The 25089-nt window shown below is 46.6% G+C and carries 22 protein-coding genes; 6 read left to right on the top strand and 16 right to left on the bottom strand.

All coding sequences use genetic code 11. The features are described from left to right. Window positions 1-65: 65 nt before the first annotated feature. Window positions 66-2207 (top strand): bifunctional glycosyltransferase/CDP-glycerol:glycerophosphate glycerophosphotransferase, encoded by a 2142-nt coding sequence (locus KNQ14_RS01470; RefSeq protein ID WP_214859364.1) that lies wholly within the window; start codon window positions 66-68, stop codon window positions 2205-2207. Between the two features lie 49 nt (window positions 2208-2256). Here the strand turns inward: KNQ14_RS01470 and rlmD are convergent, their stop codons facing one another. From rlmD to KNQ14_RS01425, 9 genes are all read right to left on the bottom strand, one after another. Next, window positions 2257-3615, bottom strand: a complete 1359-nt coding sequence (gene rlmD, locus KNQ14_RS01465) for a 23S rRNA (uracil(1939)-C(5))-methyltransferase RlmD (RefSeq protein WP_035396153.1) — start codon at window positions 3613-3615, stop codon at window positions 2257-2259. Window positions 3616-3640: 25 nt separating this feature from the next. Next, complete coding sequence (locus KNQ14_RS01460; protein ID WP_023469333.1) at window positions 3641-4603, bottom strand: diacylglycerol kinase; 963 nt, start codon at window positions 4601-4603, stop codon at window positions 3641-3643. Between the two features lie 147 nt (window positions 4604-4750). Next, entirely contained in the window at window positions 4751-6184 is a 1434-nt protein-coding gene (gene gatB, locus KNQ14_RS01455) for an Asp-tRNA(Asn)/Glu-tRNA(Gln) amidotransferase subunit GatB (protein ID WP_035396151.1), read from the bottom strand. Window positions 6185-6198: 14 nt separating this feature from the next. Next, entirely contained in the window at window positions 6199-7641 is a 1443-nt protein-coding gene (gene gatA / locus KNQ14_RS01450; RefSeq protein ID WP_023469335.1) for an Asp-tRNA(Asn)/Glu-tRNA(Gln) amidotransferase subunit GatA, read from the bottom strand. A gap of 15 nt (window positions 7642-7656) precedes the next feature. Then, on the bottom strand, window positions 7657-7947 hold the full coding sequence (gene gatC, locus KNQ14_RS01445; RefSeq protein WP_023469336.1) for an Asp-tRNA(Asn)/Glu-tRNA(Gln) amidotransferase subunit GatC: 291 nt from the start codon (window positions 7945-7947) through the stop codon (window positions 7657-7659). Between the two features lie 199 nt (window positions 7948-8146). Further along, window positions 8147-9391 carry an Nramp family divalent metal transporter gene (locus KNQ14_RS01440; protein WP_214859362.1) on the bottom strand — a complete coding sequence of 415 codons (1245 nt, stop codon included), beginning with the start codon at window positions 9389-9391 and terminating at the stop codon, window positions 8147-8149. 111 nt (window positions 9392-9502) lie between these two features. Next, entirely contained in the window at window positions 9503-11014 is a 1512-nt protein-coding gene (gene putP / locus KNQ14_RS01435) for a sodium/proline symporter PutP (RefSeq protein ID WP_023469338.1), read from the bottom strand. Between the two features lie 78 nt (window positions 11015-11092). Next, window positions 11093-12637, bottom strand: coding sequence for an L-glutamate gamma-semialdehyde dehydrogenase (pruA, locus tag KNQ14_RS01430; protein ID WP_029342578.1), 1545 nt, complete (start codon window positions 12635-12637; stop codon window positions 11093-11095). Between the two features lie 129 nt (window positions 12638-12766). Further along, on the bottom strand, window positions 12767-13054 hold the full coding sequence (locus KNQ14_RS01425) for a HesB/YadR/YfhF family protein (RefSeq protein WP_023469340.1): 288 nt from the start codon (window positions 13052-13054) through the stop codon (window positions 12767-12769). Between the two features lie 122 nt (window positions 13055-13176). On the opposite strand from KNQ14_RS01425, the gene KNQ14_RS01420 reads away from it, so the two are divergent. The 4 genes from KNQ14_RS01420 to KNQ14_RS01405 all read left to right on the top strand — a co-directional run bounded on the left by KNQ14_RS01420 (window position 13177) and on the right by KNQ14_RS01405 (window position 17374). After that, entirely contained in the window at window positions 13177-14016 is an 840-nt protein-coding gene (locus KNQ14_RS01420) for a hypothetical protein (RefSeq protein WP_023469341.1), read from the top strand. 12 nt (window positions 14017-14028) lie between these two features. Then, window positions 14029-14478 carry a thioredoxin-dependent thiol peroxidase gene (gene bcp, locus KNQ14_RS01415; RefSeq protein ID WP_023469342.1) on the top strand — a complete coding sequence of 150 codons (450 nt, stop codon included), beginning with the start codon at window positions 14029-14031 and terminating at the stop codon, window positions 14476-14478. Window positions 14479-14805: 327 nt separating this feature from the next. Beyond that, window positions 14806-16455 (top strand): peptide ABC transporter substrate-binding protein, encoded by a 1650-nt coding sequence (locus KNQ14_RS01410; RefSeq protein WP_023469343.1) that lies wholly within the window; start codon window positions 14806-14808, stop codon window positions 16453-16455. Between the two features lie 268 nt (window positions 16456-16723). Beyond that, window positions 16724-17374: a homing endonuclease associated repeat-containing protein gene (locus tag KNQ14_RS01405; RefSeq protein WP_023469344.1), complete on the top strand. Its 651-nt coding sequence runs from the start codon at window positions 16724-16726 to the stop codon at window positions 17372-17374. 97 nt (window positions 17375-17471) lie between these two features. Here the strand turns inward: KNQ14_RS01405 and KNQ14_RS16905 are convergent, their stop codons facing one another. Continuing rightward, window positions 17472-19169, bottom strand: a complete 1698-nt coding sequence (locus tag KNQ14_RS16905) for a GGDEF domain-containing protein (RefSeq protein ID WP_214859354.1) — start codon at window positions 19167-19169, stop codon at window positions 17472-17474. A 134-nt stretch (window positions 19170-19303) separates the two neighbouring features. Between KNQ14_RS16905 and KNQ14_RS01395 the strand changes: the two genes are divergently transcribed. Further along, window positions 19304-19912, top strand: a complete 609-nt coding sequence (locus KNQ14_RS01395; protein ID WP_023469346.1) for a YktB family protein — start codon at window positions 19304-19306, stop codon at window positions 19910-19912. Between the two features lie 29 nt (window positions 19913-19941). Here the strand turns inward: KNQ14_RS01395 and KNQ14_RS01390 are convergent, their stop codons facing one another. From KNQ14_RS01390 to KNQ14_RS01365, 6 genes are all read right to left on the bottom strand, one after another. Continuing rightward, window positions 19942-20451, bottom strand: a complete 510-nt coding sequence (locus KNQ14_RS01390; RefSeq protein WP_023469347.1) for a hypothetical protein — start codon at window positions 20449-20451, stop codon at window positions 19942-19944. 162 nt (window positions 20452-20613) lie between these two features. Next, window positions 20614-21687, bottom strand: a complete 1074-nt coding sequence (locus tag KNQ14_RS01385; protein WP_023469348.1) for an ABC transporter substrate-binding protein — start codon at window positions 21685-21687, stop codon at window positions 20614-20616. A gap of 3 nt (window positions 21688-21690) precedes the next feature. Then, window positions 21691-22491: an ABC transporter permease gene (locus tag KNQ14_RS01380; protein WP_029342587.1), complete on the bottom strand. Its 801-nt coding sequence runs from the start codon at window positions 22489-22491 to the stop codon at window positions 21691-21693. Beyond that, window positions 22491-23300: an ABC transporter permease gene (locus KNQ14_RS01375; RefSeq protein ID WP_029342588.1), complete on the bottom strand. Its 810-nt coding sequence runs from the start codon at window positions 23298-23300 to the stop codon at window positions 22491-22493. The genes KNQ14_RS01380 and KNQ14_RS01375 overlap by 1 nt, the downstream gene beginning before the upstream one ends. Continuing rightward, window positions 23297-24391: an ABC transporter ATP-binding protein gene (locus KNQ14_RS01370; RefSeq protein ID WP_023469351.1), complete on the bottom strand. Its 1095-nt coding sequence runs from the start codon at window positions 24389-24391 to the stop codon at window positions 23297-23299. The genes KNQ14_RS01375 and KNQ14_RS01370 overlap by 4 nt, the downstream gene beginning before the upstream one ends. 13 nt (window positions 24392-24404) lie before the next feature. Beyond that, window positions 24405-24968: a helix-turn-helix domain-containing protein gene (locus tag KNQ14_RS01365; RefSeq protein WP_035396133.1), complete on the bottom strand. Its 564-nt coding sequence runs from the start codon at window positions 24966-24968 to the stop codon at window positions 24405-24407. Between the last annotated feature and the right edge of the window lie 121 nt (window positions 24969-25089).

The following is a 25089-nucleotide window of genomic DNA, read 5'->3' as shown; positions in this document are numbered from 1 at the left end:
TTCAACAGAATACAATTTTGCCGAATCGAATCTTTTTCGATTCTTTCATCAAAAGGAGAGTCAACATGAATTCAATTAGTGTGATCATTCCAGTCTATCAAACCGAATCTCAAGCAAAAGCTGCGATTCAATCCGTTCTCGACCAACACGTTTCGATTCCTGTAGAAATCGTCGTTGTCTTTGATGGACCAAGTTCTTATGTCGATGATATTCGTGCACTATATCCAACGTGTACCATCATCGAACAATCACATCAAGGTGTGTATGCGGCTCGACGTAATGGAGTTCAAGCTGCTTCAGGAGACTATGTCATCTTTTTAGATAGTGATGATATTCTTGCTCCCCGTGCGCTTTACACATATATCAAGGCATACGAGAAGTCTCGTGGGGAAGTCATCATCGGTAAGATCTCCCCTGTCTATAACAAGAAGAAATGGCTGATGCCGATCGATGACGATCGTTACTTCTTTTACTCGCGCACGAAGTTTAATTCGCGTCACTTGACGACGATCCATGGATGGATGATCAAAAAAGAATTGCTCCAGACATTGCCTAGCCTCGAAACGACATGGTTTGCGGATACGCTAATCGCCCATACTGTCATTTCGCAGTTAACGAACATTACTTCCGTCAACTACATCGTGTACGGACGGAATTCAAGAAGTACACCACTGGATGGTCAATCGCTCTTCCAACTACGTGACATTACGACACTCTCAGATATCTCTCGAATTTATGGCATATTATCAGCAGAGACAAAAGATGAAGAAGTCCAAAAATTCTTAAATACGTGGTATAAACGGTTCATTTCAAAACGTGGACGTACATTACTCGAACGGAGTTCATCTAATACTCAACAAGCAGAAGTCTTCAACCATGTCGCTTACGACTTAAAGCGGATGCCATCAAAGAGTAAATATCTACAAGCTTGGTCAACGGGATCGTACGCGATGTTCAAGCTGTACATTACTGCTGTCAAAACAAAACGTTCCTTACGTACGGCGCGTCGTAAAAAAATTAAAAATGGTCTTATGCTATATCGACTATTCCAGAAGATGCCGATCAAAGACAATCTCGTCTTATTCGAAAGTTTCTTAGGGCGGAGTTACTCTGACAATCCGAAGGCACTTTACCTTCACCTAAAAGAAAAACATCCGGAACTAGAACTTGTTTGGATTTTCGCTCAAGAACCTTCTGATGAAGTGAAGGAAGCATGTCCGAATTGGGTACTTCGAAACAGCTTTACGTACTATCAATACATGGCTCGTGCGAAATACTGGATTTTCAACACGCGTCAGCCGCTCAGCTTGAAAAAACGCGAAGAAACTATCTATCTTCAAACATGGCACGGTACGCCATTAAAACGACTCGGTCTTGATATGGAAGATGTGCATATGGCTGGAACGAATGCGATTCGCTATAAAAAGAATTTCTATAACCAAGCGCAAGAATGGAACTATCTGATTTCGCCAAACGCGTACTCGAGCGAAATCTTCAAAAGCGCATTCGGGTTCCAAAATACGATGCTTGAAACGGGCTATCCTCGTAACGATCTCTTATATGCCGATAATCAAGCGGGTCTCATTAGTGAAATCAAAACACGCTTAAATATTCCGGCTGATAAAAAGATCGTTCTTTATGCACCGACATGGCGAGATGATGAGTTCATCGCGCGAGGAAAATACCGATTCGACTTGCAATTGAATTTAAATGAGATGCAAGCACGCCTCGGTGACGAGTACGTCGTCCTTTTACGGATGCACTACTTGATTGCTCAAAACATGGATATCAGTGGACACGAAGGATTCGCTTACGATGTCTCTTCATACGGTGATATCGCAGAACTCTATCTGATTAGTGACATTCTGATCACGGACTACTCATCTGTGTTCTTCGACTATGCCCACTTGCAACGTCCAATGATCTTCTTTACGTACGATCTAGAGAAATATGCTTCAACGTTGCGCGGATTCTACTTCGATTTCGAAGAAGTCGTCCCTGGACCACTTCTGAAGGAAACAGATCAAGTCATCGATTATATCGAACAAATCGATACGAAGTCCGTCGCTTACCAAGAAAAATACGATCGCTTCCTCGAACAGTTCTGTAGCTTAGATGATGGTACGGCGAGTGAACGCGTTCTTGCTGAATTGTTCCCAAGTACAGCACAATCGACGGTCGAGGACGAATCAACAGAAACGGAATGATAAATCAAAAGTGCCTCCTTCCTTAACTGGAAAGAGGCACTTTTTTAATTTAGTTACGGACGAACAAGGCAACGCTCTCGACGTGTGTCGTATGTGGGAACATATCGACCGGTGTCACTTCGACGAGTGTATACCCGAGTTCTGTCAACAACTTCGCGTCACGCGCTTGTGTCGACGCGTTACAAGAGACGTAGACGATCCGCTTCGGTGCGACATCTGCAGCAGCACGTAAGAACTCTTCGTCACAGCCTTTACGGGGTGGGTCGACGACGATGACGTCCGGTTGGATACCGGCTTTAACGAGATCTGGCATGACCTTCTCAGCTGCACCATACTCGAACGTCACGTTCTCGATCCCGTTCGCTTGTGCGTTCCGACGTGCATCATCGATCGCTTGCGGTACGATTTCGATGCCGTAGACGTGCTTCGCTTGTTTAGCGAGTGATAAGGAAATCGAACCGATCCCACAGTAAGCATCGACGACTGTCTCATCGCCTGTCAACTGAGCGTACTCGAGCGCTTTCGCGTAGAGTTTCTCTGTTTGCAGCGGATTGACTTGGAAGAACGAATGCGGTGAGATCTCATACGTCAATCCAGCGATTTGATCGCGGATGACGGACGGTCCATATAAGACGACGTTCTTTTTCCCGAGAATGACGTTCGTATCATCCGGGTTGATGTTGTGCTGGATCGACGTGACGTTTGGTAACGCCTTTAAGATGCCTTCAACGATCTTATCGATCCCACGCAATTGTTTGACCTTCGTGACGAGCACGACCATCAACTCGTTCGTGTGATACCCATGACGTGCCATGATATGACGGATGACACCTGCTTTTTTCTTCTCGTCGTACGCTGGGACTTTCAAATCAGCGAGGACTTTACGAACCGCTTGGACGGCTTCGTCGTTTTCTTTGTTTTGGATCAAGCAGTAGTCCATATCGATGATCCGGTGACTCCGTTTTTGATAGAAGCCAGCCATCAATTTGTTCGATTGGAAGGCGACCGGTACTTGTGCTTTGTTACGGTAACCCCAAGGATCTTCCATCCCGATCGTCTCGTGAACGGGGATTTCAAGACCTGCTAGGCGCGCGAAAGCGTCACGGACACGGTTGTGCTTGAACTTGAGTTCTGCATCGTATGATAAGTGTTGCAATTGGCAACCACCACACTGGTTGTAAACCGGACAAGGCGGCTCGACACGATCGACACTCTTCGTCTTTTGACGGATGATGCGACCGAATCCGTAAGACTTCGTCGTTTTCGTGATCTTGATCTTGACCTGTTCCGTCGGCAATGCGCCCGGGATGAAGACCGTATATCCATCGATGCGCGCGACCCCTGACCCTTCATGTGTCAGGTCGACGATCTCGACGACGTGTTCATCGTTCTTTTGTACTGGAATCATGAATATCCTCCTTAAAAACCTCGCTTCACGCGAGGTTCGTTTCTGCTTCTTGTAGTTGTGTATTGATTTGTTCCATCTCTTCGATCCGGAACTTTGGTGTCATGACTTCGAAATGAGAGCGAAGATTCGTCATCTCGCCTTCGCAAATGCCGCCAAACTCACCATCGATGTTCAAACTCATCTCTGATGTATTCTTCATGCGGACGAATGAGGTCGTGACATGCTCGATGCAAGGGTCCGAGAAATGATCCCCTTTTAAGGCAAGACGCATGACACGAATCAGTTCGACGAGGTTACATTTCTTGAGAATGAAGAGATCGAACCGACCATCATTGAGTGACGCGTTCGGTGACAATTTCTCGAATCCGCCGACGGAGTTCGTATTGGATGTCAAGAACAGCATGACTTCTCCTTTGAATATACCCTTTTCATGCTCCAGTTCGACATATGTCGGTCGGATTTGCGGAAGTTTCTCCATCCCTTTGACGTAGTACGCGAGCTGTCCGAGTGCCGTCTTCAGCTTCGAAGGCACTTCGTACGACAGTTCTGTCATGATGCCACCACCAGCGATGTTGATGAAGTAATGGACGCCTGCCGATCCTTCGATCTTACCGATATCGACCGGCATCGTATGTCCTGTGCAAATGACATCCATCGCCCCTTCGATCGTCAATGGAATACGCATCGCCCGACCAAAATCATTCGTCGTTCCAACAGGTAATACACCAAGCTTCGGACGTTTGTTGTAGGCAGCCATTCCGCTGATCACTTCGTTCAACGTACCATCGCCGCCTGCTGCGACGACGAGATCAAAGTCTGCTTCGCATGCTCGTGCTGCTTCATACGTCGCATCGCCGACCGCTTTCGTCGAGTAGACAGATGTCTCATAACCCGCTGCTTCGAGTCGGTCGAGGATATACGGTAAATTTCGTTTAACCATCTCTTTCCCGGAAGTCGGGTTATAAATCACGCGCGCTCTAGGTCTCATAAGATTTTCTCCTTTTTGACTCAACCGTTCATTTGATACATAACTGTTTTATTTTACATGAACTCTCGAGACATTACAAAGCCAAAAAAGACAGCGTCCGTTTCCTCGCAGAAGTAAAGGAGGAACGAACGCTGTTTGATCAGGTACTTATTTTAATTTTTCAAGCTCTTCATAGAAGAGTTGATCAAGGAGGGCAGGGTTCGCCATTCCTTTTGTTTTCTTCATGATTTGACCGATGACGAAGCCTTTCTTCCGGTCACGTCCACCGAGTAATTCCTCGACGACGGCTGGGTTCGCTTCGAACATCTCGACGATCAGACCACGTAGCAATCCTTCGTCTGAAATTTGTGCAAGACCGTTTGCTTCGACGTATGCACGTGGCTCGACACCTTCTTCGATGACGGCCGTGAAGACTTGTTTGGCGATTTTCGAAGAAATCGTGCCGCTTGCGATCAAGTCGATCATCTCTGCCAGACGAGCTGGTGTCATCTTGACTGTTTCAAACGTTTCCGTCGATTTATTCAAATGACCTTGGATCTCACCGATCGTCCAGTTGGCTGCTGCTTTTGGTTCTGCGCCTGCTGCGAGAGTCGCTTCGAAGTACTCTGCCATCTCACGTGTGACCGTTAGTTGTTTCGCATCATACGCTGAAAGACCAAGTTCTTCTTGGTAACGCACGCGACGTGCATCTGGAAGTTCCGGAATACCGGCACGGATCGCTTCTTTCCAATCGTGATCCAGCACGAGCTTGACGAGATCAGGCTCTGGGAAGTAACGGTAATCCGACGCCCCTTCTTTGACACGCATGAGGACGGTTTGTTTTTTTGTCTCATCGAAACGGAGTGTTTCTTGGCGCATTACACCACCCGCAAGCAATAGTTTGCGGTGACGATCTTCTTCGAACTCAAGACCTTTTAAGACGTTTCCGAATGAGTTCAAGTTTTTAAGTTCTGTTTTCGTACCGAACTTTTCTTGTCCGTATGGGCGAACGGAGATGTTACAGTCACAACGAAGTGATCCTTCTTCCATCTTGACGTCTGAGACGCCTGCATATTGCAAGACTTCCTTAAGACGTTCGAGGTAGGCGACTGCATCTTTCGGTGAACGCATGTCCGCTTCACTGACGATTTCGATGAGCGGTGCACCTGTCCGGTTGAAGTCGACGACTGAGTGATTCGCACCCGTGTGGTTCATCTTACCAGCATCTTCTTCCAGATGGACACGTTCGATTCGGAAACGTTTCGTTTCGCCATCGACTTCCGCATCAATGTAGCCATCGAAGCCGATCGGTTGATCGAACTGTGAGATTTGATACGCTTTTGGCGTATCTGGATAGAAATAGTTCTTCCGGTCGAATTTCGTTTGATCGGCCACTTGGCAGTTGAGTGCCATAGCTGCACGCACAGCGAGCTCAACGGCTTTTTCGTTGATTTTCGGCAAGACGCCCGGATGTCCAAGACAAATCGGACACGTTTTCGTGTTCGTCTCCGCGCCGTATTCCCGCGCACAACCACAGAACATCTTCGTGTTCGTGCTCAGCTCGGCGTGGACTTCGATCCCGATGATCGTTTCAAAGTTCATGATACATTCGCTCCTTATAACTTCGGAAGCGCGAATCCACCTGTCGCAAGCTCAAACGCATGCGCAGCGCGGTAGATCGTCGCCTCATCGAAATGTTTTCCAATGATTTGTAAGCCGACCGGAAGACCGTCGACGAATCCAGCTGGAACCGAGATGGCTGGGACACCTGCTAAGTTGATTGGAATCGTCAGAATGTCATTCGCATACATCGTGACGGGATCATCGAGTTGTGCACCGAGTTCGAATGCTGGTGTCGGCGCTGTTGGTCCGATGATGACGTCATAGTTCGCGAGGACATCGTCGAAGTCCTTTTTGATCAACGTTCGAGCTTGTTGTGCTTTTTTATAGTAGGCATCGTAGTAACCTGAGCTGAGCGCATACGTTCCGAGCATGATCCGGCGTTTGACTTCGTCTCCGAATCCTTGTGAGCGAGAATACTTGAAGACATCTTCAAGTGCGTCCGCTTCCGCACGGACTCCATAACGAATACCGTCAAAGCGCGCGAGGTTCGATGATGCTTCGGATGAAGCGAGTAAGTAGTAAGTCGCAAGCGCATATTTCGAGTTCGGAAGTGATACTTCATCAACCGTCGCACCGAGTGCTTCGAGTTTTTGGATTGCTTCACGGATGTTAGCTTTGACACCTTCACTGACACCCTCACCGAAGTATTCTTTCGGAACAGCGATCTTCAACCCTTTGATATCACCTGTCAACGCTTGTGTGTAATCTGTTGCGGCGACATTCGCAGACGTCGAATCCATCTCACAGTGTCCTGCGATCGCGCTCAAGAGATACGCGTTGTCTTCGACTGTTCGTGTCAACGGACCGATTTGGTCAAGCGACGACGCGAACGCCACAAGACCGAAGCGTGAGACGAGACCGTATGTCGGTTTCAACCCGACGACACCACAATAGGCAGCCGGTTGACGAATCGAACCACCTGTATCCGAACCAAGGCTGAACAAGACTTCGCCTGCTGCGACAGCTGCTGCTGAACCACCTGAAGAACCACCTGGAACGTGTTTCGTATTCCATGGATTGCGAACCGGTTTGTACGCTGAGTTCTCGTTTGAAGAACCCATCGCGAACTCATCCATGTTCAATTTCCCGATCGTGACCGCCCCTGCTTCATGCAGACGCTCGACGACCGTCGCGTCATGCGCTGGTACGAAGTTCTCGAGGAATTTCGAACCACATGTCGTCGTCATCCCTTTTGTGACGATGTTATCCTTGACACCGATTGGAAGACCAAACAATGGATTCGCTTCGTGTTTCGCGACATCATCCATTCGTTTTGCTTGCTCGAATGCTTCTTCGTTCAATGAAAGAAACGCACCGATTTTTCCATCGACGCGGTCGATTTGATCAAAGGATTCTTGGACGAGTTCAGAAACTTTGACTTCGCCATCCTGAATGAGTGTGTGTAGTGTTTTGACACCATGTTCAAAAAGTGACATCGGGTCATTTCCTCCTTATTCGAACACCGCTGGGACGCGGACTTGTCCGTCTTCCCAATCGGGTGCGAGTCGTTCTACTTCCGTACGAGGAAGTGATGGACGTACTTCGTCCTTACGTAGGACGTTCTTTAAATCGAGGACATGAGTCGTCGGTTCGACGCCTGTCGTATCGAGTTCATTTAATTGTTCAGCGAACCCAAGAATCTTCTCGAGTTGTCCTGTGAATTGTGCTACTTCTTCATCTGTCACGGCAAGGCGTGCCAAATGCGCCACGTGGCGGACTTGCTCCTCATTAATCTTTGCCATGTCATTCCACCTCCGGAACTTTTGCGATATATTTTACACTATTTCTAATCATAGCACTTTTCGTCCAGACAAAAAAGACGATGGTGCATCGGGGGGAGGTCCGCACCATCGTCCTATAGGGGTAGCAAAGCTTCCGGGCGGAAAGCTTCTAGTTATGAAATACCCGCTTTAAATCAGACGAAACAAAAATACTGAATATTCATACTAATACATCGAAGAGCAGATAGACATTGAAGACGATGACGATCGAGACGATGATCCAGGCCAACGTGTTCATGAACCGACTGTTCCGATGTTCCCCCATGTACTGTTCACTCGCTGTCGCCCGAATCAAGGGAATCAAGGCGAACGGAATCCCGAACGATAAGGCGACCTGACTAAGGACAAGTGCTCGTGTCGGATCAAAACCGGAGAACAGCAACAAAATTGCCGGCAACATCGTCACGGTCCGGCGAACGAACAGTGGCAGTTGAAGATGAAGAAAGCCGCGCATGATCGCGTCCCCTGACATCGTCCCGACGCTTGAAGAAGCGAGACCCGAGACAAGTAAAGCAATCGCAAACAGATACGGTGCGCTACCACCGAGCGTGACATGAAGTCCCTCGTAGATCGCTTCAAGCGAACCCGCTTGATACGTCGTGCCGTAAAACACACTGGCGGCGATGACGAGCATCGCTCCGTTGACCGCTCCAGCAATCAACATCGCTCCCCAAATGTCGAAACGCTGAATCCGTAACATCGACAATTTATTCGCAACGTGTCCCATCCGGCGTTTCGTTAAATCGGAATGGAGATAGATCGCATGCGGCATGACGGTCGCTCCGAGCATCCCGGCAGCGAGGACGATGCTCGACGTACCTTCAAATCCCGGTAACAATCCTGCCGATAGATCACGAAAGACCGGATGAACTTCAAATACTTCAATCGCAAAAGCAGCGGCGATGATTAAGACGAGTACGGCGATGACAGCTTCGAAATGCCGGAGTCCCTTCTGCTCGAAGCCGAGGATGACGAACGACAAGACTGCCGTCAATAATGCTGCCATCCGTAAATCGATTGCAAACAGTAAATGAAATCCGAGTGCGGCCCCGACGAACTCTGCGAGATCGGTTGCCATCGCGACGAGCTCCGCTTGTACCCAGTAGAAGAAGCGCGTGACCGGCGATAACTCCTCCCGGATTACTTCCGCTAAACTGAGATTGCTGACGATTCCAAGCTTGGCTGACAGGAACTGAATGACGACCGCCATCAAGTTCGAGGCAACGATGACCCAGAGCAACAAATATCCGTACTGGGCGCCTGCCGTCATGTTCGTCGCGAAGTTTCCCGGATCGAGATACGCGACGGCAGCAACGAACGCCGGTCCGAGATATGTCCATTTTCTTGGTAAATCTTGTGTAAGTGGCTGTGTCGCCATCTCGTTCACCTCACTTTTTGTTTTCATTATACGCTCATTTTGCACAAGAGCAACAAATATGTTTATGGTAAATAACAACGTATGAAGTGAATTAAAAAGGGATGTCTCCTGTAATCAGGAAACACCCCTTTTTGTTAATTAGACGATCTTCCGCTCAGGCTCCGCACCTTTTAGCTGCGCTTGCACTTGATCGAATTCATCATAGATCGCTTGACTCGGTTCCTTCGTCACGAGACTACCGACGACGAGCGCAACAGTCGAAGCGAAGAAGGCTGGAATCATCTCGTACATCTCAGAAATGTAGAATGGCAACCCTTCGACATTTTGTTTGATGAGAATCCAGGCGATGACGACGACAGATCCCGTAATCATCGAAGCAAGTGCTCCTGTCTTGTTCATCCGGCGCCAAAGCAAGCTGAACAGAACGACTGGTCCGAACGCGGCACCGAAACCAGCCCACGCATAACCAACGAGAGTCAAGATCGACTTCTGTGCACCGAACGATAAGAGAATCGCTAGAGCAGCGACGACAAGGACCATCACGCGCCCCATGACCATCAATTCACGATCCGAAGCATCACGCTTGAAGAAACGTTGATAGAAATCATTCGTTGCCGCACTCGAAGAGACGAGTAGCTGTGTCGAGATCGTCGACATGATGGCAGCAAGTAAGGCTGCAAGCAACAGTCCCGTAATGAAACCAGGGAAGAGATCGCGTGATAATTGAATGAAGACATTCTCTGGTTCTCCTAAAGGACTATTTTGTTGCGTGAAGTAGGCATATCCGATCAAACCTGTCACCATCGCTCCAACGATTGAGAACGTCATCCAGATCATCCCGACGCGACGTGCTGACTTCATCTCGTGTAAGTTCCGAATCGCCATGAAACGAACGATGATATGCGGCTGACCAAAGTAGCCGAGTCCCCATGCGAGTAGCGAGACGATTCCAATGACCGTCGTACCTTTGAATAACTCGAGCTTTGAACCGTCCGTCGACCGAATCGTTTCGAGCGTCTCGTTGATCCCACCGCTTAAAGCGAGGGCAACGCCTGGTACGATCAGCAACGCGATCACCATGATCATCCCTTGGACGACGTCTGTCCAACTGACGGCAAGGAAACCACCGAGGAAGACGTATGCAATGACGACGCCCGCTAGAATCCAAAGACCTGTCGTGTACTCGAGACCAAAGACTGCTTCGAACAAACGACCACCCGCGACAAAGCCACTTGATGCGTACATTATAAAGAATATTAAGATAACTCCAGCTGAAACAGTACGCAAGACACCACTTTTATCGTGGAATCGTTTTTCGAAGTAATCGGGAATCGTGATCGCATCCCCTGCATGTGCCGTATACGCACGCAGACGCGGCGCGACGAGTAACCAGTTGGCGTATGCGCCAAGTAACAATCCAACGACGATCCACCCACTGGACAGACCAGTTGCATACATCGCACCCGGTAATCCCATCAACAGCCAGCCACTCATGTCACTTGCTCCAGCAGAGAGCGCCGTGACGACTGGACCAATCGTACGTCCCCCAAGCATGTAGTCATTCATGTTCTTCGTCCGATAATACGCAATGACGCCAAGTGCGACCATCAGTCCGAGATACAACAAAATCGCAAACCACATTCCGTTCATCCTTGCTCCCCCTTTTTCCATGATATAAGAAAAACGGGCATGCAGGTCGCACACCCGTTTCATCTATTAAACACCATTTCAGAACATTTCTGAAGTTGTTTTTGCTTGAAGATGTAAAGTCAAGTAATCTGGTCCGCCCGCTTTCGAATCCGTTCCAGACATGTTGAATCCACCAAATGGTTGGTAGCCAACGATTGCGCCTGTGCACCCACGGTTGAAGTAGAGGTTACCGACGTGGAAGTTCGCACGCGCGTACTCTTGGTTCGTCCGGTCTTGCGTGATGACAGCACCTGTCAATCCGTATTCCGTGTTGTTCGCGATGTCGATTGCTTCTTTGAAATCTTTCGCTTTCGTGAAGGCGACGACTGGTCCAAAGATCTCTTCTTGCATCAAACGATCCGTTGGTTGAACGTCCGCGACGACTGTCGGTGAGACGAAGAATCCTGTTGAATCATCTGCCGTACCACCTGCGACGATGCGTCCTTCTTCTTTTGCGACGTCGAAGTACGACGTGATTTTCTTGAATGCTGCTGCGTCGATGACTGGTCCGACGTTGTTTGAGACATCCGTCGGGTTACCGATGCTGAGTTTGTTCGTGTTCGCGACGACTTTTTCGAGCAACTCGTCATAGACAGAGTCGAGTGCGACGACACGTGAACAAGCTGAACATTTTTGACCCGAGAATCCGAATGCCGCTTTCGTGATCATGTCCGCTGCGTAATCGAGGTCGGCCGACTCATCGATGACCATCGTATCTTTTCCGCCCATTTCCGCGATGACGCGTTTGAGCCAGATTTGACCTTCGTTTAGTTTCGATGCCCGCTCGTTGATGCGAAGACCGACATCACGTGATCCCGTGAAGCTGATGAAACGTGTTTTCGGGTGATCGACGAGGTAGTCACCAACTTCTGCCCCTGAACCTGGTACGAAGTTCAAGACACCAGCTGGAAGGCCAGCCTGCTCCATTACTTCGACGAATTTCGCTGCGACGACCGGTGTCGTCGATGCGGGTTTCAAGAGGATCGGGTTCCCTGCCACGATTGCTGCGACAGCTGTTCCAGCCATGATCGCGAGTGGGAAGTTCCATGGTGAGATGATGACACCAACACCGAGTGGGATGTAATCGTAACGGTTGTATTCGCCTGGACGACTCTCGACTTTTTTACCGTCTTTTAAGACGAGCATCTGACGTGCGTAGTATTCGAGGAAGTCGATCGCTTCTGCTGTATCAGCATCCGCTTCATTCCAAGGCTTCCCTGCTTCTTTAACGAGGTAGGCAGAGAACTCATGCTTCCGCTTGCGGATGATGTTCGCTGCTTTGAATAGGACGTCCGCACGTACAGACGGATTGACGAATTTCCATGTTTCGAAAGCTGTGACTGCTGCTTGCATCGCTTCTTCTGCATGTTCCTGTGTCGCTTTCGAGACACGTCCGACGATCTCTTCTTTGTTAGCCGGATTGACGGAGACGATTTTATCTTCCGTCGTCACATGTTTTCCACCGATGACGAGCGGATAATCTTTGCCGAGTTCTTGCGTGACGAGTGCAAGTGCCTCTTCGAACGCTTTCTTGTTTGCTTCTTGTGAGAAGTCCGTGAATGGTTCGTGTTTGTACGGAATCATCTCTATTCCCCCTTTAGTCTCTACTTTAAATCGCTTACATTCTCCATTGTACAGAAGCATGAGTCCGCTTACAATTATTCTGGTCAAAAAAATAGAGGAGCGACCAAATTGATCTCTCCTCGTCTCTATTTATTCCTTCGCTTGTGAAAAGACGATCTCTTCGTGTTCAATTGAAACTTTGACGTCTTGCCCTTGGAATAACCAATCATCTTGATCCGAGACGACGAAGTGGATGCCGTCGACGACCTCTTCGACCGCTGCCCGCTCGACTTCTTCCATATGAACACCAACCGAGAAACCTTGTGTTAAATCCGTTGAGCCACCATATTTTGCGAAGAAGCGAATCGTATCGCCTGATTTTGCTTCCATCTCATCTTTGAAGTATTGTAATGCCTCATCTGTAATATGAATTTTCATATCTATCACTCCCCTTTCGTTTAGTGTACCGATATCCTACTCAAAAAAGCGAATTTCCTGTATGGTAGAGACAAGATTAGCTATGGAAGCACCATGAAACATTCATCTTAGGAGGAATTCGAATGAAACGATCGCTCGTAGTGCTGCTTGCGACCAGTCTCGTACTCGTCGGTTGCGGAAACGATTCCCCGTCTTCTACAGATACCAAATCCCCGAAGACGACGGAAACGAAACAACAGAAGGCTGAACAAGCCGTTCTTGACGTCTATCAAACATACGAAAAAACGCTCGGTCAATCCGGACGAGCAGATGCGAAGGATCTTGCATCGATTGAATATACGGCTGACGCAAAACAACTTGAACCGCTTGCCGTTGGTGCGAAGAACTTGAATGTCGTTCCCGGTAAGGTCGTCAAGTCGTTCCAAAAGGGCGACGTCGCCTATATCATCCACGAATTCAAGGATGCGAAAGGATCGATTCTCCCAAACCGGGGATCGAAACTGTTATTGAAGAAAGACGATGAGTGGAAAATCGTCCTGACACCGACGACATTCGATCCGTCCGTCTTCTCGACGCTTGGCGATATGTTCACTGGATTTAACGCTGATGAATATGGTGTCAATGCGAAGGCGGCTGATGAGATCGGAAAAACCGATGAAAAAGAGCAGGATGCCGTCTTCTCTCGTGTCAATGCGCAAACCGATTATATGGCGCTTGAGATGAACAGTAACATCCTGATGATTTACGGTGAGGCGCTCAAGAACGAAGGAAATCCTGAAACGCTCGTTGATTACTATCAAGACTACGCAGACTGGTATGAAGAAGAACAGCCACTCCTCATGAAGACAGCGAAAGCCGGTTCGGATTATGAGAAGTACTTGATTGCCCTCGATCCATTAAAAGAGAGTCTTCAAAAGAAGCTTGAGAAATATGCGGATCAATTAAACATGGAATTAGGATAAGGAGGAATTTTCATGCAAGCACCAACATTCACCCTTCCGAACGCACAAGGAGAACCGATTTCCCTCGAGGATTATCGCGGAAAAAAAGTCGTACTCTATTTCTATCCGAAGGATTCAACGCCTGGTTGTACGACCGAGGCATGTGATTTCCGTGATGCGACGCAAGCGTTCGAAGAAAATAACACCGTCATTCTCGGTGTTTCTGCTGATAGTCAGAAACGGCATCAAAACTTTATCGCAAAATACGAATTACCGTTCCAATTGTTATCAGATATCGAGCATGAAGTGTGTGAGCAATATGGCGTCTGGCAACTGAAAAAGAACTACGGTAAGGAATATTTTGGAATTGTTCGTTCAACTTTCCTAATTGATGAGTCTGGTGAAATCGTCAAGGAATGGCGCAGTGTGAAAGTAAAAGATCACGTCGCAGAAGCACTTCAGTACGTCCAAGAGCAGAAATGAGTTCAAGAACCAGTTGTTTTATACAACTGGTTCTTTTTGTATTAAACCCTTTTAAAAACTCCTAATTTTATCCTTCAAAAAATAATTTAATAAAAAAACCATTGGTATTACACACAAATTTAATGATTTTGAAATAATCTGAAAATATTCTATTGATTTTTCTGAATATTGTATTTATTATTGATAACAAGTTGATCCGGTGCTTTCCACAGCTTAAGAATAAAAGGCGATGACCCCTCTTATTTTTAGTCGGACACCGGATCGCTATCCTATCGGTTCTTATCGTTTCACCAGATATATCTATTTCTTTTGGGAGGGATTTACTTTATGAAGAAGAAAAAGGCACTTGCACTCGTTGGAGCACTGACAATCGCTGGATCAAGTCTTGCGGCATGTTCGACGACAGATGAAGGTAAAAAAGAAAGCGGTTCGACATCTGGAGAGAAATCTTCAGACAAACAAATCTTAAATTTAACGAGTGCTTCAGATATTCCAGCACTTAGCCCAACCGTCGCAACAGACTCTGTTTCCTTCACAGTGTTAAACAACGTCCAAGAAGGTCTATTCCGTCTTGATGACAAACAAGAAGCTACACCTGGTGTTGCTGAAAGTGTTGATGTTTCGGAAGATGGACTTACATACACGTTCAAGCTTCGTGATTCGAAATGGTCGGATGGCAGTGATGTCACAGCAAAAGACTTCGAGTATGCATGGAAACGTGTTCTTGATCCGAAAAGTGGTTCGCAATATGCGTATATCATGTATCTCATCGATGGCGCAGAAGCGTATAACACAGGAAAAGGAAAAGCTGACGATGTTGCAGTCAAAGCTGTTGACGACAAAACGCTCGAAGTTAAGCTGACACAACCGGCTGAATACTTCAAATCATTAACTGGTTTCGGTTCATTCATGCCACTGAAACAAGAGTTCGTCGAAAAACAAGGGAAAAACTTCGCGACGAAACCAGATACATTCCTTTACAACGGACCATTCGTCCTATCAGACTGGAAAACAGAAGTCGGTTGGAGCTACAAGAAAAACGATCAGTACTGGGATAAAGATAACGTTAAACTCGAAGAGATCAACTACAAAGTCGTTAAGGAAACATCGACTGCAGTTAACCTTTACGAAAAAGGTGATATCGACCAAGTTGGTCTGACAAGCGAATTCGTGGATCAGTACAAAGATAACGAAGACTTCGATACACGCCTTGATGCATCGATGTACTATATCCAAATGAACTTCAAGAATGAACTCTTGAAAAATAAAGACATCCGTAAAGCAATCGACTCTGGGTACGATAAAGAGCAGATGGCAAAAGTTCTCTTAAACAACGGTTCAATCCCAGCTTATTACTATGTCCCGAAAGAATTCGCAAAAGGTCCAGACGGTAAAGACTTCCGTGATGGTAACGAAGGCTTCGGTTCATACGATGCTTCTTCTGCAAAAGCATCGTTCGAAAAAGGATTGAAAGATATCGGTAAAAAATCAGTCAAACTCGAGCTTCTTTCATACGATGATGATAACTCGAAGAAAATCTCTGAATACCTTAAAGGCGAGTGGGAGAAAAACCTTCCAGGTCTTGAAGTCACGATCAAACAACAGCCGTTCAAGAACAAACTTGAGCTAGAATCAAAAGGTGAGTTCGAACTATCATTCGCAGGATGGGGACCTGACTACCAGGATCCGATGACGTTCCTCGATATGTGGGTAACAGGTGGACCATACAACCGTGGTAAGTACTCAAGCGATAAATATGATTCACTCATCAAATCAGCTCAAAAAGAAGTAGATGCTGAGAAACGTTGGCAGGCACTGAAAGACGCTGAGAAAACTCTCCTTGAGGACGATCAAGCGATCTCTGTTATGTATCAGCGCGGAGCTTCCTTCTTACGTAAGCCGTATGTCAAAGGAATCGTCAACCATAAAGTAGGTGCCGATACTTCATACAAATGGGCATCAATCGAAGGAAAATAAGTTACACCAAAAGACCAGATTCGCTGACGAGCGTGTCTGGTCTTTTTTTCCACCTGTGTCATTTGTCCTATTTTTCTGAATAGCATTAAAATTTCGTGTCATTCTGTTTTCATTTTTATATCTTCGTTTTATACTATCAAAGAATCCGATTCACTATATTTACAATAATTCATTAAAATTATTCATAATTAATGGAAATGAACCGATATATTTACCACAGAGGACTTTTGCCTCAATACTCTACTTCACTAGGAAGGAGGACTCACTCATGAAGCAACGCGTACTTACAAATCAAAAGAGTTATACGGAAGAACAACTCGAGATGATCGAAGCGATTCGCGCAGTCGGTGAACTCATCCAGGATCGTCCAAGGCGTACAGTCTACCGTCGTTATGCGCTCGTCAATGACTGGCCACAGCCAGAGAATATCGTTCGTCAATTCGGGTCTTGGCCTGAAGCTTTATCTGCAGCAGGTTACGAATGGAATGTAGATCAGCAACCCGAAGAACTCGAGCGGGCGCCGAAGTATACAAAAGATGAGATTTTAAAATCGTTTCATCGCTATGCGCAGGATGTCGGATCGACAATCACCTTGAAAAAGTATCAAATGTGGCGAAAATCCGTTCACCACGCGCCGAGTCACTATCACATCGTTAAGATGTTCGGATCATGGCATGATGCCTGTACGGCAGCAGGTCTTGAAGCCAGCGTGACCTATTCTAAAGCAGAGCTCGCTGCATCGCTTCGTCAAGCCATCGAAGAAGTCGGATTTTCTCTTTCATTTGAAGCCTATCGAGAATGGGCGAAACGGAACAATAAACCCTCGACGAAAGCTCTATTACACCGATACGGCTCTTGGTCGGCTGCGATTCATGCGATTGAAAATGAGATCCGTCTCAACAAACAACAAGCTCAATGAACTCATCCATTCTTCAGTCCTTTCCGATCTTCGAGACGGAAAGGCTTTTTTTCACCAAAAAAAAGATGACGTTTCCGCCATCTTTTTTTGGTGTGATTCAAATGACTTTCTCTTTCCATTCATGATACGCTGCGACACGATCGCGTCCTTGGAACTTCGCACCGACATACATCGCACGGTCCGCGTTTCGGATCAAACTGGCTAGATCGCCCAGTTCCTTCAGCGTATCTACCCCTATGCTCGCTGTAATCTCAAGAGTATGACCCTCGACTATTATCGGATTAGCATGCAACGTCTCACGAATTCGTTCTGCCACGATGCGGGCGGACTCTAGATCCGTATTCGGAAGCAAGATGACGAATTCTTCCCCACCATACCGAGCCACGAGATCCGTGATTCGCGTCGCTTGCATCAGCAACTTAGCTACTTCAAATAGGACGACATCGCCGATTTCATGACCGTACGTATCATTGATTTGCTTAAAGTGATCGAGATCGATCATCAATGCGGAGAAAGGATACAGATCGCGTTGTTTGATTCGACGATCCCCCCACTCTTGTAACGCACGATAATTGGGTAATTTCGTCATCGCATCCGTCCGGCTATCAATCAGCAATCGCTCTCGTTCATGTGCGCGCTCTACAGCCCATGACAGGACACGCAACGCGCGATACAACTCGTACCCAAAGTCTTTCGTAAACTCTCCACTGGCTTCAGAGGCAAGTAAGAGTGAGCAATTGATCGTCTCCGTTGCTTCAGGCTGTATGAATAAGACGGATTGAATTTCCTCTGGTAAACAATCATACAATCGAATATCCCACTCCTGTTGCATACCATAGAGTAAAACTTCCTCTTTTTCAATGATTTCCTCTATGACCTTCCCTTCTACATGGTCCGCCTTTAATTTACGCCCATCCTTTAAGGAATAATAGACACTTTGTTGTCCCTCTTCGAAATCGAATTTAATCCATGCAATATCCGGTTTGACGAATTGATTGAGTTGTCGCAGGTATCGTTCGATGATAAATTGCGCGTCACCGTCTTTCCACGCCGCTTCTTTTAAACGTTCAATTTGTTCCCAATGCTCAATTCGGTCCGATGCTTGGACCGAACTACCGAGAGAACGCTTGATGATGAAAAGTGCAAACGCTGCCATTACAAGCCCGCTATTCCCGTTTCCTTGCACGACAAGTGTACTGAAAATACCATAGAGTAGTTCTGCCGTGATGACGACTGCTTCGAAGCGTAGCAGCTGAAACATGACATCACTTGGAATATTTTCACCCAAAAGAAATCGTGAAAGTTGGTATTGCAGCAATAAGACAATCCATAAAATAACGACCATCGCAAGCAACGGGATGATGTTGTCAGTTAATTGAAAGGCATCACCATGCGTCCCACCTAAGAGATTATAAGCTAGACCTGCTGGTACGATTAAGAAAAGTTCTAGCGCCACATTAAACGGATAGTTATGTAGCATCCGTCGTCTTCCGACTGGTGTATGAATCGTACGTAATTGATAAATCAACATGGTGACCTGTCCTACACAAATAGCAGAAAGCATGCCATACGTTAAAAATGTGAACAATACAAAACCAAAATGAAACGTGAAGCTCATATGTCGTCGGCGAACCGGATCGACGACAAAAATAGTGGATAATGCGGCAATCAATAAAAACGTGAACAAGTCGACGCTGAGGCTATAATCCTTAGACTTCGCAAAAAGATCGATGCCAATCACGATTAAGAAAAATACGACCCAGCTTCGAAGGAGATATTGTTGAAAACGGCGCACTCGAACTTCCCCTTCCTGTTTAATCTATTTTTTTAAAATTGTAATAAATTGTTAATTCTATTATTCAATTTTTTGAGCAAAATGTCGAACTTGAATCGTTTCATTTGATACACTCATTAAAGAGGTGATCTTTCATGACAAATACGTTTACTCAATATGCTTTTGACACGTTTCACATTGATGGTCTTGATTCACGAATGCATGCCATTCGCGAGCGCATCCAACCGATTTTTCGCGATATCGGACAAGAAATCACGCCCGACTTGACCGTCGCGATCGAAGAGGACATGCACGTCCATATCGCACAACATGCTAGACGCAAAGTAAATCCGCCACAGGATACATGGATGGCTTTTTCACCAGATAAACGCGGCTATAAAAAGCATCCTCACTTCCAAGTCGGACTGTTTGATGACCATCTGTTCATTTGGCTCGCCTATATCTATGAGTTGCCGAACAAACAACAATATGCCTCACAATTACTAAAGCATACGGATTTACTAACCACACTCCCTGAAGACTTCGTCATTTCATATGATCATATGAAAAAAGATGCTGTTCCCGTACACGAGACCGACATCCATTCAGGGTTAGAACGCTTCCATGATGTCAAAAAAGCAGAATTCCTCGTCGGTCGTCACATTTCAGCACAACAAGTGAGCGAATTGACACGCGAGGAGTTGTTAGATGTGATTCGAAATACCTATTCGCATCTCGTACCACTCTATAAAACGATTAAATAAAAAGGATGGCCGAATCGGTCATCCTTTCATTAGTTATATTTTACTAGAATTGACATGACTTGTGTACGGTCAGAGTTTAAATTTAGATAAATGTTGACCTGTTTTGAGGAAACGGTCATGACATTGAACGTTTTATCGAGTTTAGCTGTCGGATAGGCTTGTTTGACTTCCTTGACTGTAACCGTCCGTTTGACTTGTTTCGGATCATAAACGATGGCACTGACTTTCGCTTTTGCATCCTTCACACCATACGTTGAACAGTAGTGAAGGGCACGATCTGCTGAAGCAAGACCATTTCCACTTTGACACCAGTTCGAGCTCTTTTCGCCTTTGTACGCTTTATGTACTTGCGCAAGTGTCGTTTTTTCAAGAACAACTTTTCCATCGAGGGAATGTGCTTGTTTTGCTTGCGTCTGAATTTCTTGAAGCCATTTTACATCAGTTTGTTTTGTTGCTTCGACCGATTGATTATATGAAGTGCCTGACACGATGCTGACAGTGAGTGCGGCAGTTAAGATGATTCCTAAGACTTGTTTCATGCTAATGTCCTCCTCGGCGCCTATATAAAGCGTTGATAATAAACTGATTCCCCTATTTCAAAAAATTATTCAGTTTTTATAGTTTTTTTATGGAAGTTTATTTTTATTTTTTATACATGCAAACAAAAAGAACCTAGTGTCGGCGGGACACTAGGTTCTTCCTCATTTCTTATGCATCTTAAACTCTAGGAACAACTCATTGTAATGTGCGAGCATCTTCTTCCCGAGGTTCTCATAAACTTCAAGTGTATCGGTGACTTGTTTATCAGGATAGAATCGCTCATCGGTCCGAACCGATTTGTCGAGCAGTTTTAAGCCTTCTTTGTTTGGTGTCGAATAACCGACGTAATCCGCATTTTTCGCTGAAACATCTGGACGCAGCATGAAGTTGATGAACTCATGTGCCCCCTCGACGTTTTTCGCGGTCTTCGGAATGACGACATTATCGAACCAGACGTTTGATCCTTCTTTTGGAATGACGTAGTCAAGATTTTCATTCTCGCTCATGATCTCGTTTGCATCACCTGACCAGACGACACCGAGCCCCGCTTCTTCATTCGCGAGCAATAACTTAATCTCGTCTCCGACGATTGCCTTGACGTTTGGTGTCAGGCGCATCAAGTTCGCTTTTGCTTCCTGTAGTTTCGACTCATCCGTTTCATTTAACGAATAACCGAGACTATTCAAGCTCATCCCCATCACTTCACGGGCACCGTCAGCGAGTAGAATCTGATTCTTTAGCTTCGGATCCCAGAGATCCTTCCAGCTCGTCGGTTTCTTCCCATCAATCAAGTCTTTATTGTAGACGATACCAACCGTTCCCCAGAAATACGGAATCGAGTACTTGTTGTTCGGATCGAACGATAAATCTAAAAAGCGCGAATCGATGTTTTTGAGATTCGGGATTTTTTGATGATCGATCGGAACGACGAGCTTCTCATCGATCATCTTCGCAATCGCATAGTCGGACGGAACAGCGATATCGTACGTCGTTCCTCCCTGTTCGATCTTCGTCAGCATTGCTTCGTTTGAATCGAACGTCTGATAGACGACTTTGATGCCGCTCTCCTTCTCAAACTGTTTGATCAGTGCTGGGTCGATGTAATCGCCCCAGTTGTAGATGTTCAGGACATTTTTCCCTGAATACCCTTGTGTCTCATTTAACTGATTCAAGGTGAATAAAATGACACCCGAGATCAGGAAAATCGCAGCAAATAATTGAATCAATTTTTTCAACGGTCATTTCACCTCCGGTCGCGAAAGCTTCGTAGCAGCTCGTTGGTTCAAGAAGTAGTAGCCGATGACGAGTAAGAACGTAAACAAGAAAATGACGGTCGACAAGGCGTTGATCTTCATCGAAATCCCTTGACGGGCAAGTGAGTAGATTTCAACGGACAACGTCGTAAAGCCGTTTCCTGTCACGAAGAACGTCACCGCAAAATCATCCAGTGAGTACGTCAATGCCGTAAAGAAGCCAGCGAAGATCCCCGGTGTGATATACGGCAAGATGACTTTCGTCAAGACATCCCAACGGCTTGCACCTAAGTCACGCGCTGCATCAACGAGCGTTGGACTCATCTCCTGCAACTTCGGCAGGACGAGAATGACGACGATCGGTACCGAAAACGCGATGTGGGACAGTAGGACTGACGTAAAGCCGAGTTGGATGCCAAGTAGCGTGAAGAAGATCAAGAACGATGCCCCAATGATAACATCCGGACTGACGATCAAGATGCTGTTGAGCGTCAACAACGACGTCTCGACCCGTTTCTTACGGACGGCTTGAATCCCAATCGCTCCGAATACGCCAAGAATCGTCGAGATTGCGGCTGATAACAAGGCAATGACGAGTGTGTTCAAGACGATGATCAACAAGCGTGAATCTTGGAAGACTTCCTTGTACCAATCCCACGTGAACGAATCGAAGTTCGTCATGTTGTCAGCACTGTTGAACGAATAGAATGCCAAGTAGAATATCGGAGCATACAAAATGATGAAGACTCCGATCAGATAAAGATTTGCTAGTTTCAGACGTTTCATCAAGTCGTCGCTCCTTTCTTCCGTTTCGTACTCGTCAAGGCAAGGATGATCGCCATCGCGATGATGAGGAAGACAGCGATCGTCGCTCCCATGCCCCAGTTCTGTGTCACGAGGAACTGCTGTTCAATCGCTGTACCGAGCGTGATGACGCGGTTCCCTGCAATCAGACGCGTAATCATGAACAGCGATAACGCCGGAATGAAGACGAGCTGACAGCCTGACTTCACACCATCGAGCGTCAGCGGGAAGACGACACGCCGAAACGTCGTGAAGTTCGACGCCCCAAGATCACGTGCAGCGAAGACGAGTGACGGACTCAGTTTTTCAATCGCATTGAAGATCGGCAGGATCATGAACGGAATGAAGATGTACACCGAGACGAAGACGAAACTAAAATCGGTAAAGAGAATCTGTTGTCGTCCAATTCCAATCGCTTCAAGCGTTTGGTTCGCAAGACCATACGTACTGAACAACCCGATGAAGGCATAAGCTTTCAACAACAAGTTGATCCACGTCGGTAAGATGATCAAAAGTAGCCACAGCTGTTTATGCTTCGTTTTCGTCAACAAGTAAGCGGTCGGATAACCGATCAAGAGCGAAAACACTGTAATCAAAAAGGCATACCAGAACGAGCTGAGTGTCATCGTCAAATAGGTCGACGTAAAGAAGTTCTGGTAGTTCTCAAATGAGAAGTTGCCGTCCAAATCAAGGAATGAATAGTAGACGACGAGTACGATCGGTGCGATGACGAACAAGGCAATCCAGAATAGATACGGGATGAGATACCAGTTACGTGATTTTTGCATCATAACACCCCGTCGTAGGATTCCAGACGCTTATCGAATTCTTCTTCCGTCTCGTTCAGTCGCATGACGTGAATCGCTTCCGGATCAAATGTCAGTCCGATCTGCTCACCAACCGTTGCTTTTTTCGTACTGTGGACGAGCCATTCGTTACCGACTTCATCCATACAAGCGATTTCGTAGTGCACGCCACGGAAGAGTTGCGAATCGACGGTGACTTGTAGTTTCCCTTGGGTCACGTTCGTGATTTCGAGATCTTCCGGACGAATAACGATCTCAACCGGTTCGTTCAATTCAAGACCACGGTCGACACATTCGAATTCCTTTTCTGCGAACCAGACCCGATAGTCTTCCACCATGCGCCCTGGAATGATGTTCGACTCACCGATGAAGTCCGCGACGAAGCGGTTGATCGGTTCATCATAGATATCCGTCGGTGTGCCCGATTGTTGAATGACACCGTGATTGAGGACGAAGATTTCATCTGACATCGCCAGTGCTTCTTCTTGATCGTGCGTGACGAAGATGAACGTGATGCCAAGACGACGTTGCAAGTCGCGGAGCTCATACTGCATCTCTGTCCGTAATTTCAAGTCGAGCGCTGACAGTGGCTCATCGAGCAAGATGACTTCCGGCTCATTGACGATTGCCCGAGCAATCGCGACACGTTGCCGCTGTCCACCTGACATCTCGGTGATTTCTCGTTTCTCATAACCGGACAAGTTGACGAACTTCAACGCGTCCGTCACACGTTTAGCGATTTCTGCTTCTTTCACCTTCTTGATGCGAAGACCGAAGGCAATGTTCTCGAAAACGTTCAAGTGCGGGAAGAGTGCATAGTCTTGGAAAACCGTATTGACTTGACGTTTGTTCGCCGGTACATCGTTGATCCGTTTTCCGTTGAAGATGATGTCCCCTTCTGTTGCTTCCGAAAAGCCAGCAATCAGTCGTAAGATCGTCGTTTTCCCACAACCCGATGGTCCGAGTAACGTATAGAACTTCCCGCGTTCGATTTCGAAGCTGACTTGGTCGAGGACGGTCTGATCGTCGTATCGTTTCGTAACGTCCTTGAATTGAATGATCGTAGTATCTGCCAATCTAGTTCCTCCTTTATAAGTATGAGTCAGTCGCAGTCACGAGGACCTTCGTCTCTTGTGTTGACTCATTGCGTAGTTGATGGATTTCTGAAGCCTTATAGTAAAGTGTCTCTCCTTGTTTCGCTACAAAAGACTGACGTCCGAGCGTCAGCGTGACGTTTCCTGCGAGCACATAGACGAACGTCTCGGCACCTGATGGTTCATACGTCTTGAATGCTCCCCCTGGCGCGAGTGTGAGCAGGACCGGTTCCATCTCTTTTTCATTCGATTCCGGAATGAGCCACGTGACATGATACCCCTGTTCCTCATCGGCATATGTCGTGACATCCTCTTCCCCATAGACGACTTTTTGATTGAGTGTATCCTCATCAAAGAAATCCTTCGGTGAGATGCCAAGGACTTCGAGGAGATGAAACAGCGTCTCGATCGACGGTGAACTGATTTCCCGTTCGAGTTGCGAGATGTACCCTTTACTCAGGTCTGTTCTTTCCCCTAGTTCCTCTTGCGTCAATCCCTTTTGAAGACGGAGGTTCTTGATTTTTTGACCGATTGAGTACAATCGACGTCCTCCTCTCATCGGCTTAGTTTAGTATAAGATGACTAAAAGTTTACTAATCACGTACCGATTATAGCGTATTTCATTATTTAATCAACTAAAACGTTCGATATTTTTTAATGTTCATTTGACAGCGAGAACG

This window comes from Exiguobacterium sp. s161 (assembly GCF_018619045.1).
GTDB lineage: Bacteria > Bacillota > Bacilli > Exiguobacteriales > Exiguobacteriaceae > Exiguobacterium_A > Exiguobacterium_A indicum.
Note: the sequence above shows the minus strand (reverse complement) of the source record. Positions and strands in the feature narration are given on the sequence as shown.

Excerpts from the sequence above, each read along its gene's own strand:
- KNQ14_RS01380 (WP_029342587.1), bottom strand. The coding sequence starts at position 22,491 with ATGAAACGTCTGAAACTAGCAAATCTTTATCTGATCGGAGTCTTCATC.
- KNQ14_RS01365 (WP_035396133.1), bottom strand. The coding sequence starts at position 24,968 with ATGAGAGGAGGACGTCGATTGTACTCAATCGGTCAAAAAATCAAGAAC.
- KNQ14_RS01425 (WP_023469340.1), bottom strand. The coding sequence starts at position 13,054 with ATGAAAATTCATATTACAGATGAGGCATTACAATACTTCAAAGATGAG.
- pruA (WP_029342578.1), bottom strand. The coding sequence starts at position 12,637 with ATGATTCCGTACAAACACGAACCATTCACGGACTTCTCACAAGAAGCA.
- KNQ14_RS01460 (WP_023469333.1), bottom strand. The coding sequence starts at position 4,603 with ATGAGACCTAGAGCGCGCGTGATTTATAACCCGACTTCCGGGAAAGAG.
- KNQ14_RS01375 (WP_029342588.1), bottom strand. The coding sequence starts at position 23,300 with ATGATGCAAAAATCACGTAACTGGTATCTCATCCCGTATCTATTCTGG.
- KNQ14_RS01410 (WP_023469343.1), top strand. The coding sequence starts at position 14,806 with ATGAAGAAGAAAAAGGCACTTGCACTCGTTGGAGCACTGACAATCGCT.
- KNQ14_RS01390 (WP_023469347.1), bottom strand. The coding sequence starts at position 20,451 with ATGAAACAAGTCTTAGGAATCATCTTAACTGCCGCACTCACTGTCAGC.
- KNQ14_RS01420 (WP_023469341.1), top strand. The coding sequence starts at position 13,177 with ATGAAACGATCGCTCGTAGTGCTGCTTGCGACCAGTCTCGTACTCGTC.
- gatB (WP_035396151.1), bottom strand. The coding sequence starts at position 6,184 with ATGAACTTTGAAACGATCATCGGGATCGAAGTCCACGCCGAGCTGAGC.
- rlmD (WP_035396153.1), bottom strand. The coding sequence starts at position 3,615 with ATGATTCCAGTACAAAAGAACGATGAACACGTCGTCGAGATCGTCGAC.
- KNQ14_RS01405 (WP_023469344.1), top strand. The coding sequence starts at position 16,724 with ATGAAGCAACGCGTACTTACAAATCAAAAGAGTTATACGGAAGAACAA.
- bcp (WP_023469342.1), top strand. The coding sequence starts at position 14,029 with ATGCAAGCACCAACATTCACCCTTCCGAACGCACAAGGAGAACCGATT.
- putP (WP_023469338.1), bottom strand. The coding sequence starts at position 11,014 with ATGAACGGAATGTGGTTTGCGATTTTGTTGTATCTCGGACTGATGGTC.
- KNQ14_RS01440 (WP_214859362.1), bottom strand. The coding sequence starts at position 9,391 with ATGAAAACAAAAAGTGAGGTGAACGAGATGGCGACACAGCCACTTACA.
- gatC (WP_023469336.1), bottom strand. The coding sequence starts at position 7,947 with ATGGCAAAGATTAATGAGGAGCAAGTCCGCCACGTGGCGCATTTGGCA.
- gatA (WP_023469335.1), bottom strand. The coding sequence starts at position 7,641 with ATGTCACTTTTTGAACATGGTGTCAAAACACTACACACACTCATTCAG.
- KNQ14_RS01470 (WP_214859364.1), top strand. The coding sequence starts at position 66 with ATGAATTCAATTAGTGTGATCATTCCAGTCTATCAAACCGAATCTCAA.
- KNQ14_RS01395 (WP_023469346.1), top strand. The coding sequence starts at position 19,304 with ATGACAAATACGTTTACTCAATATGCTTTTGACACGTTTCACATTGAT.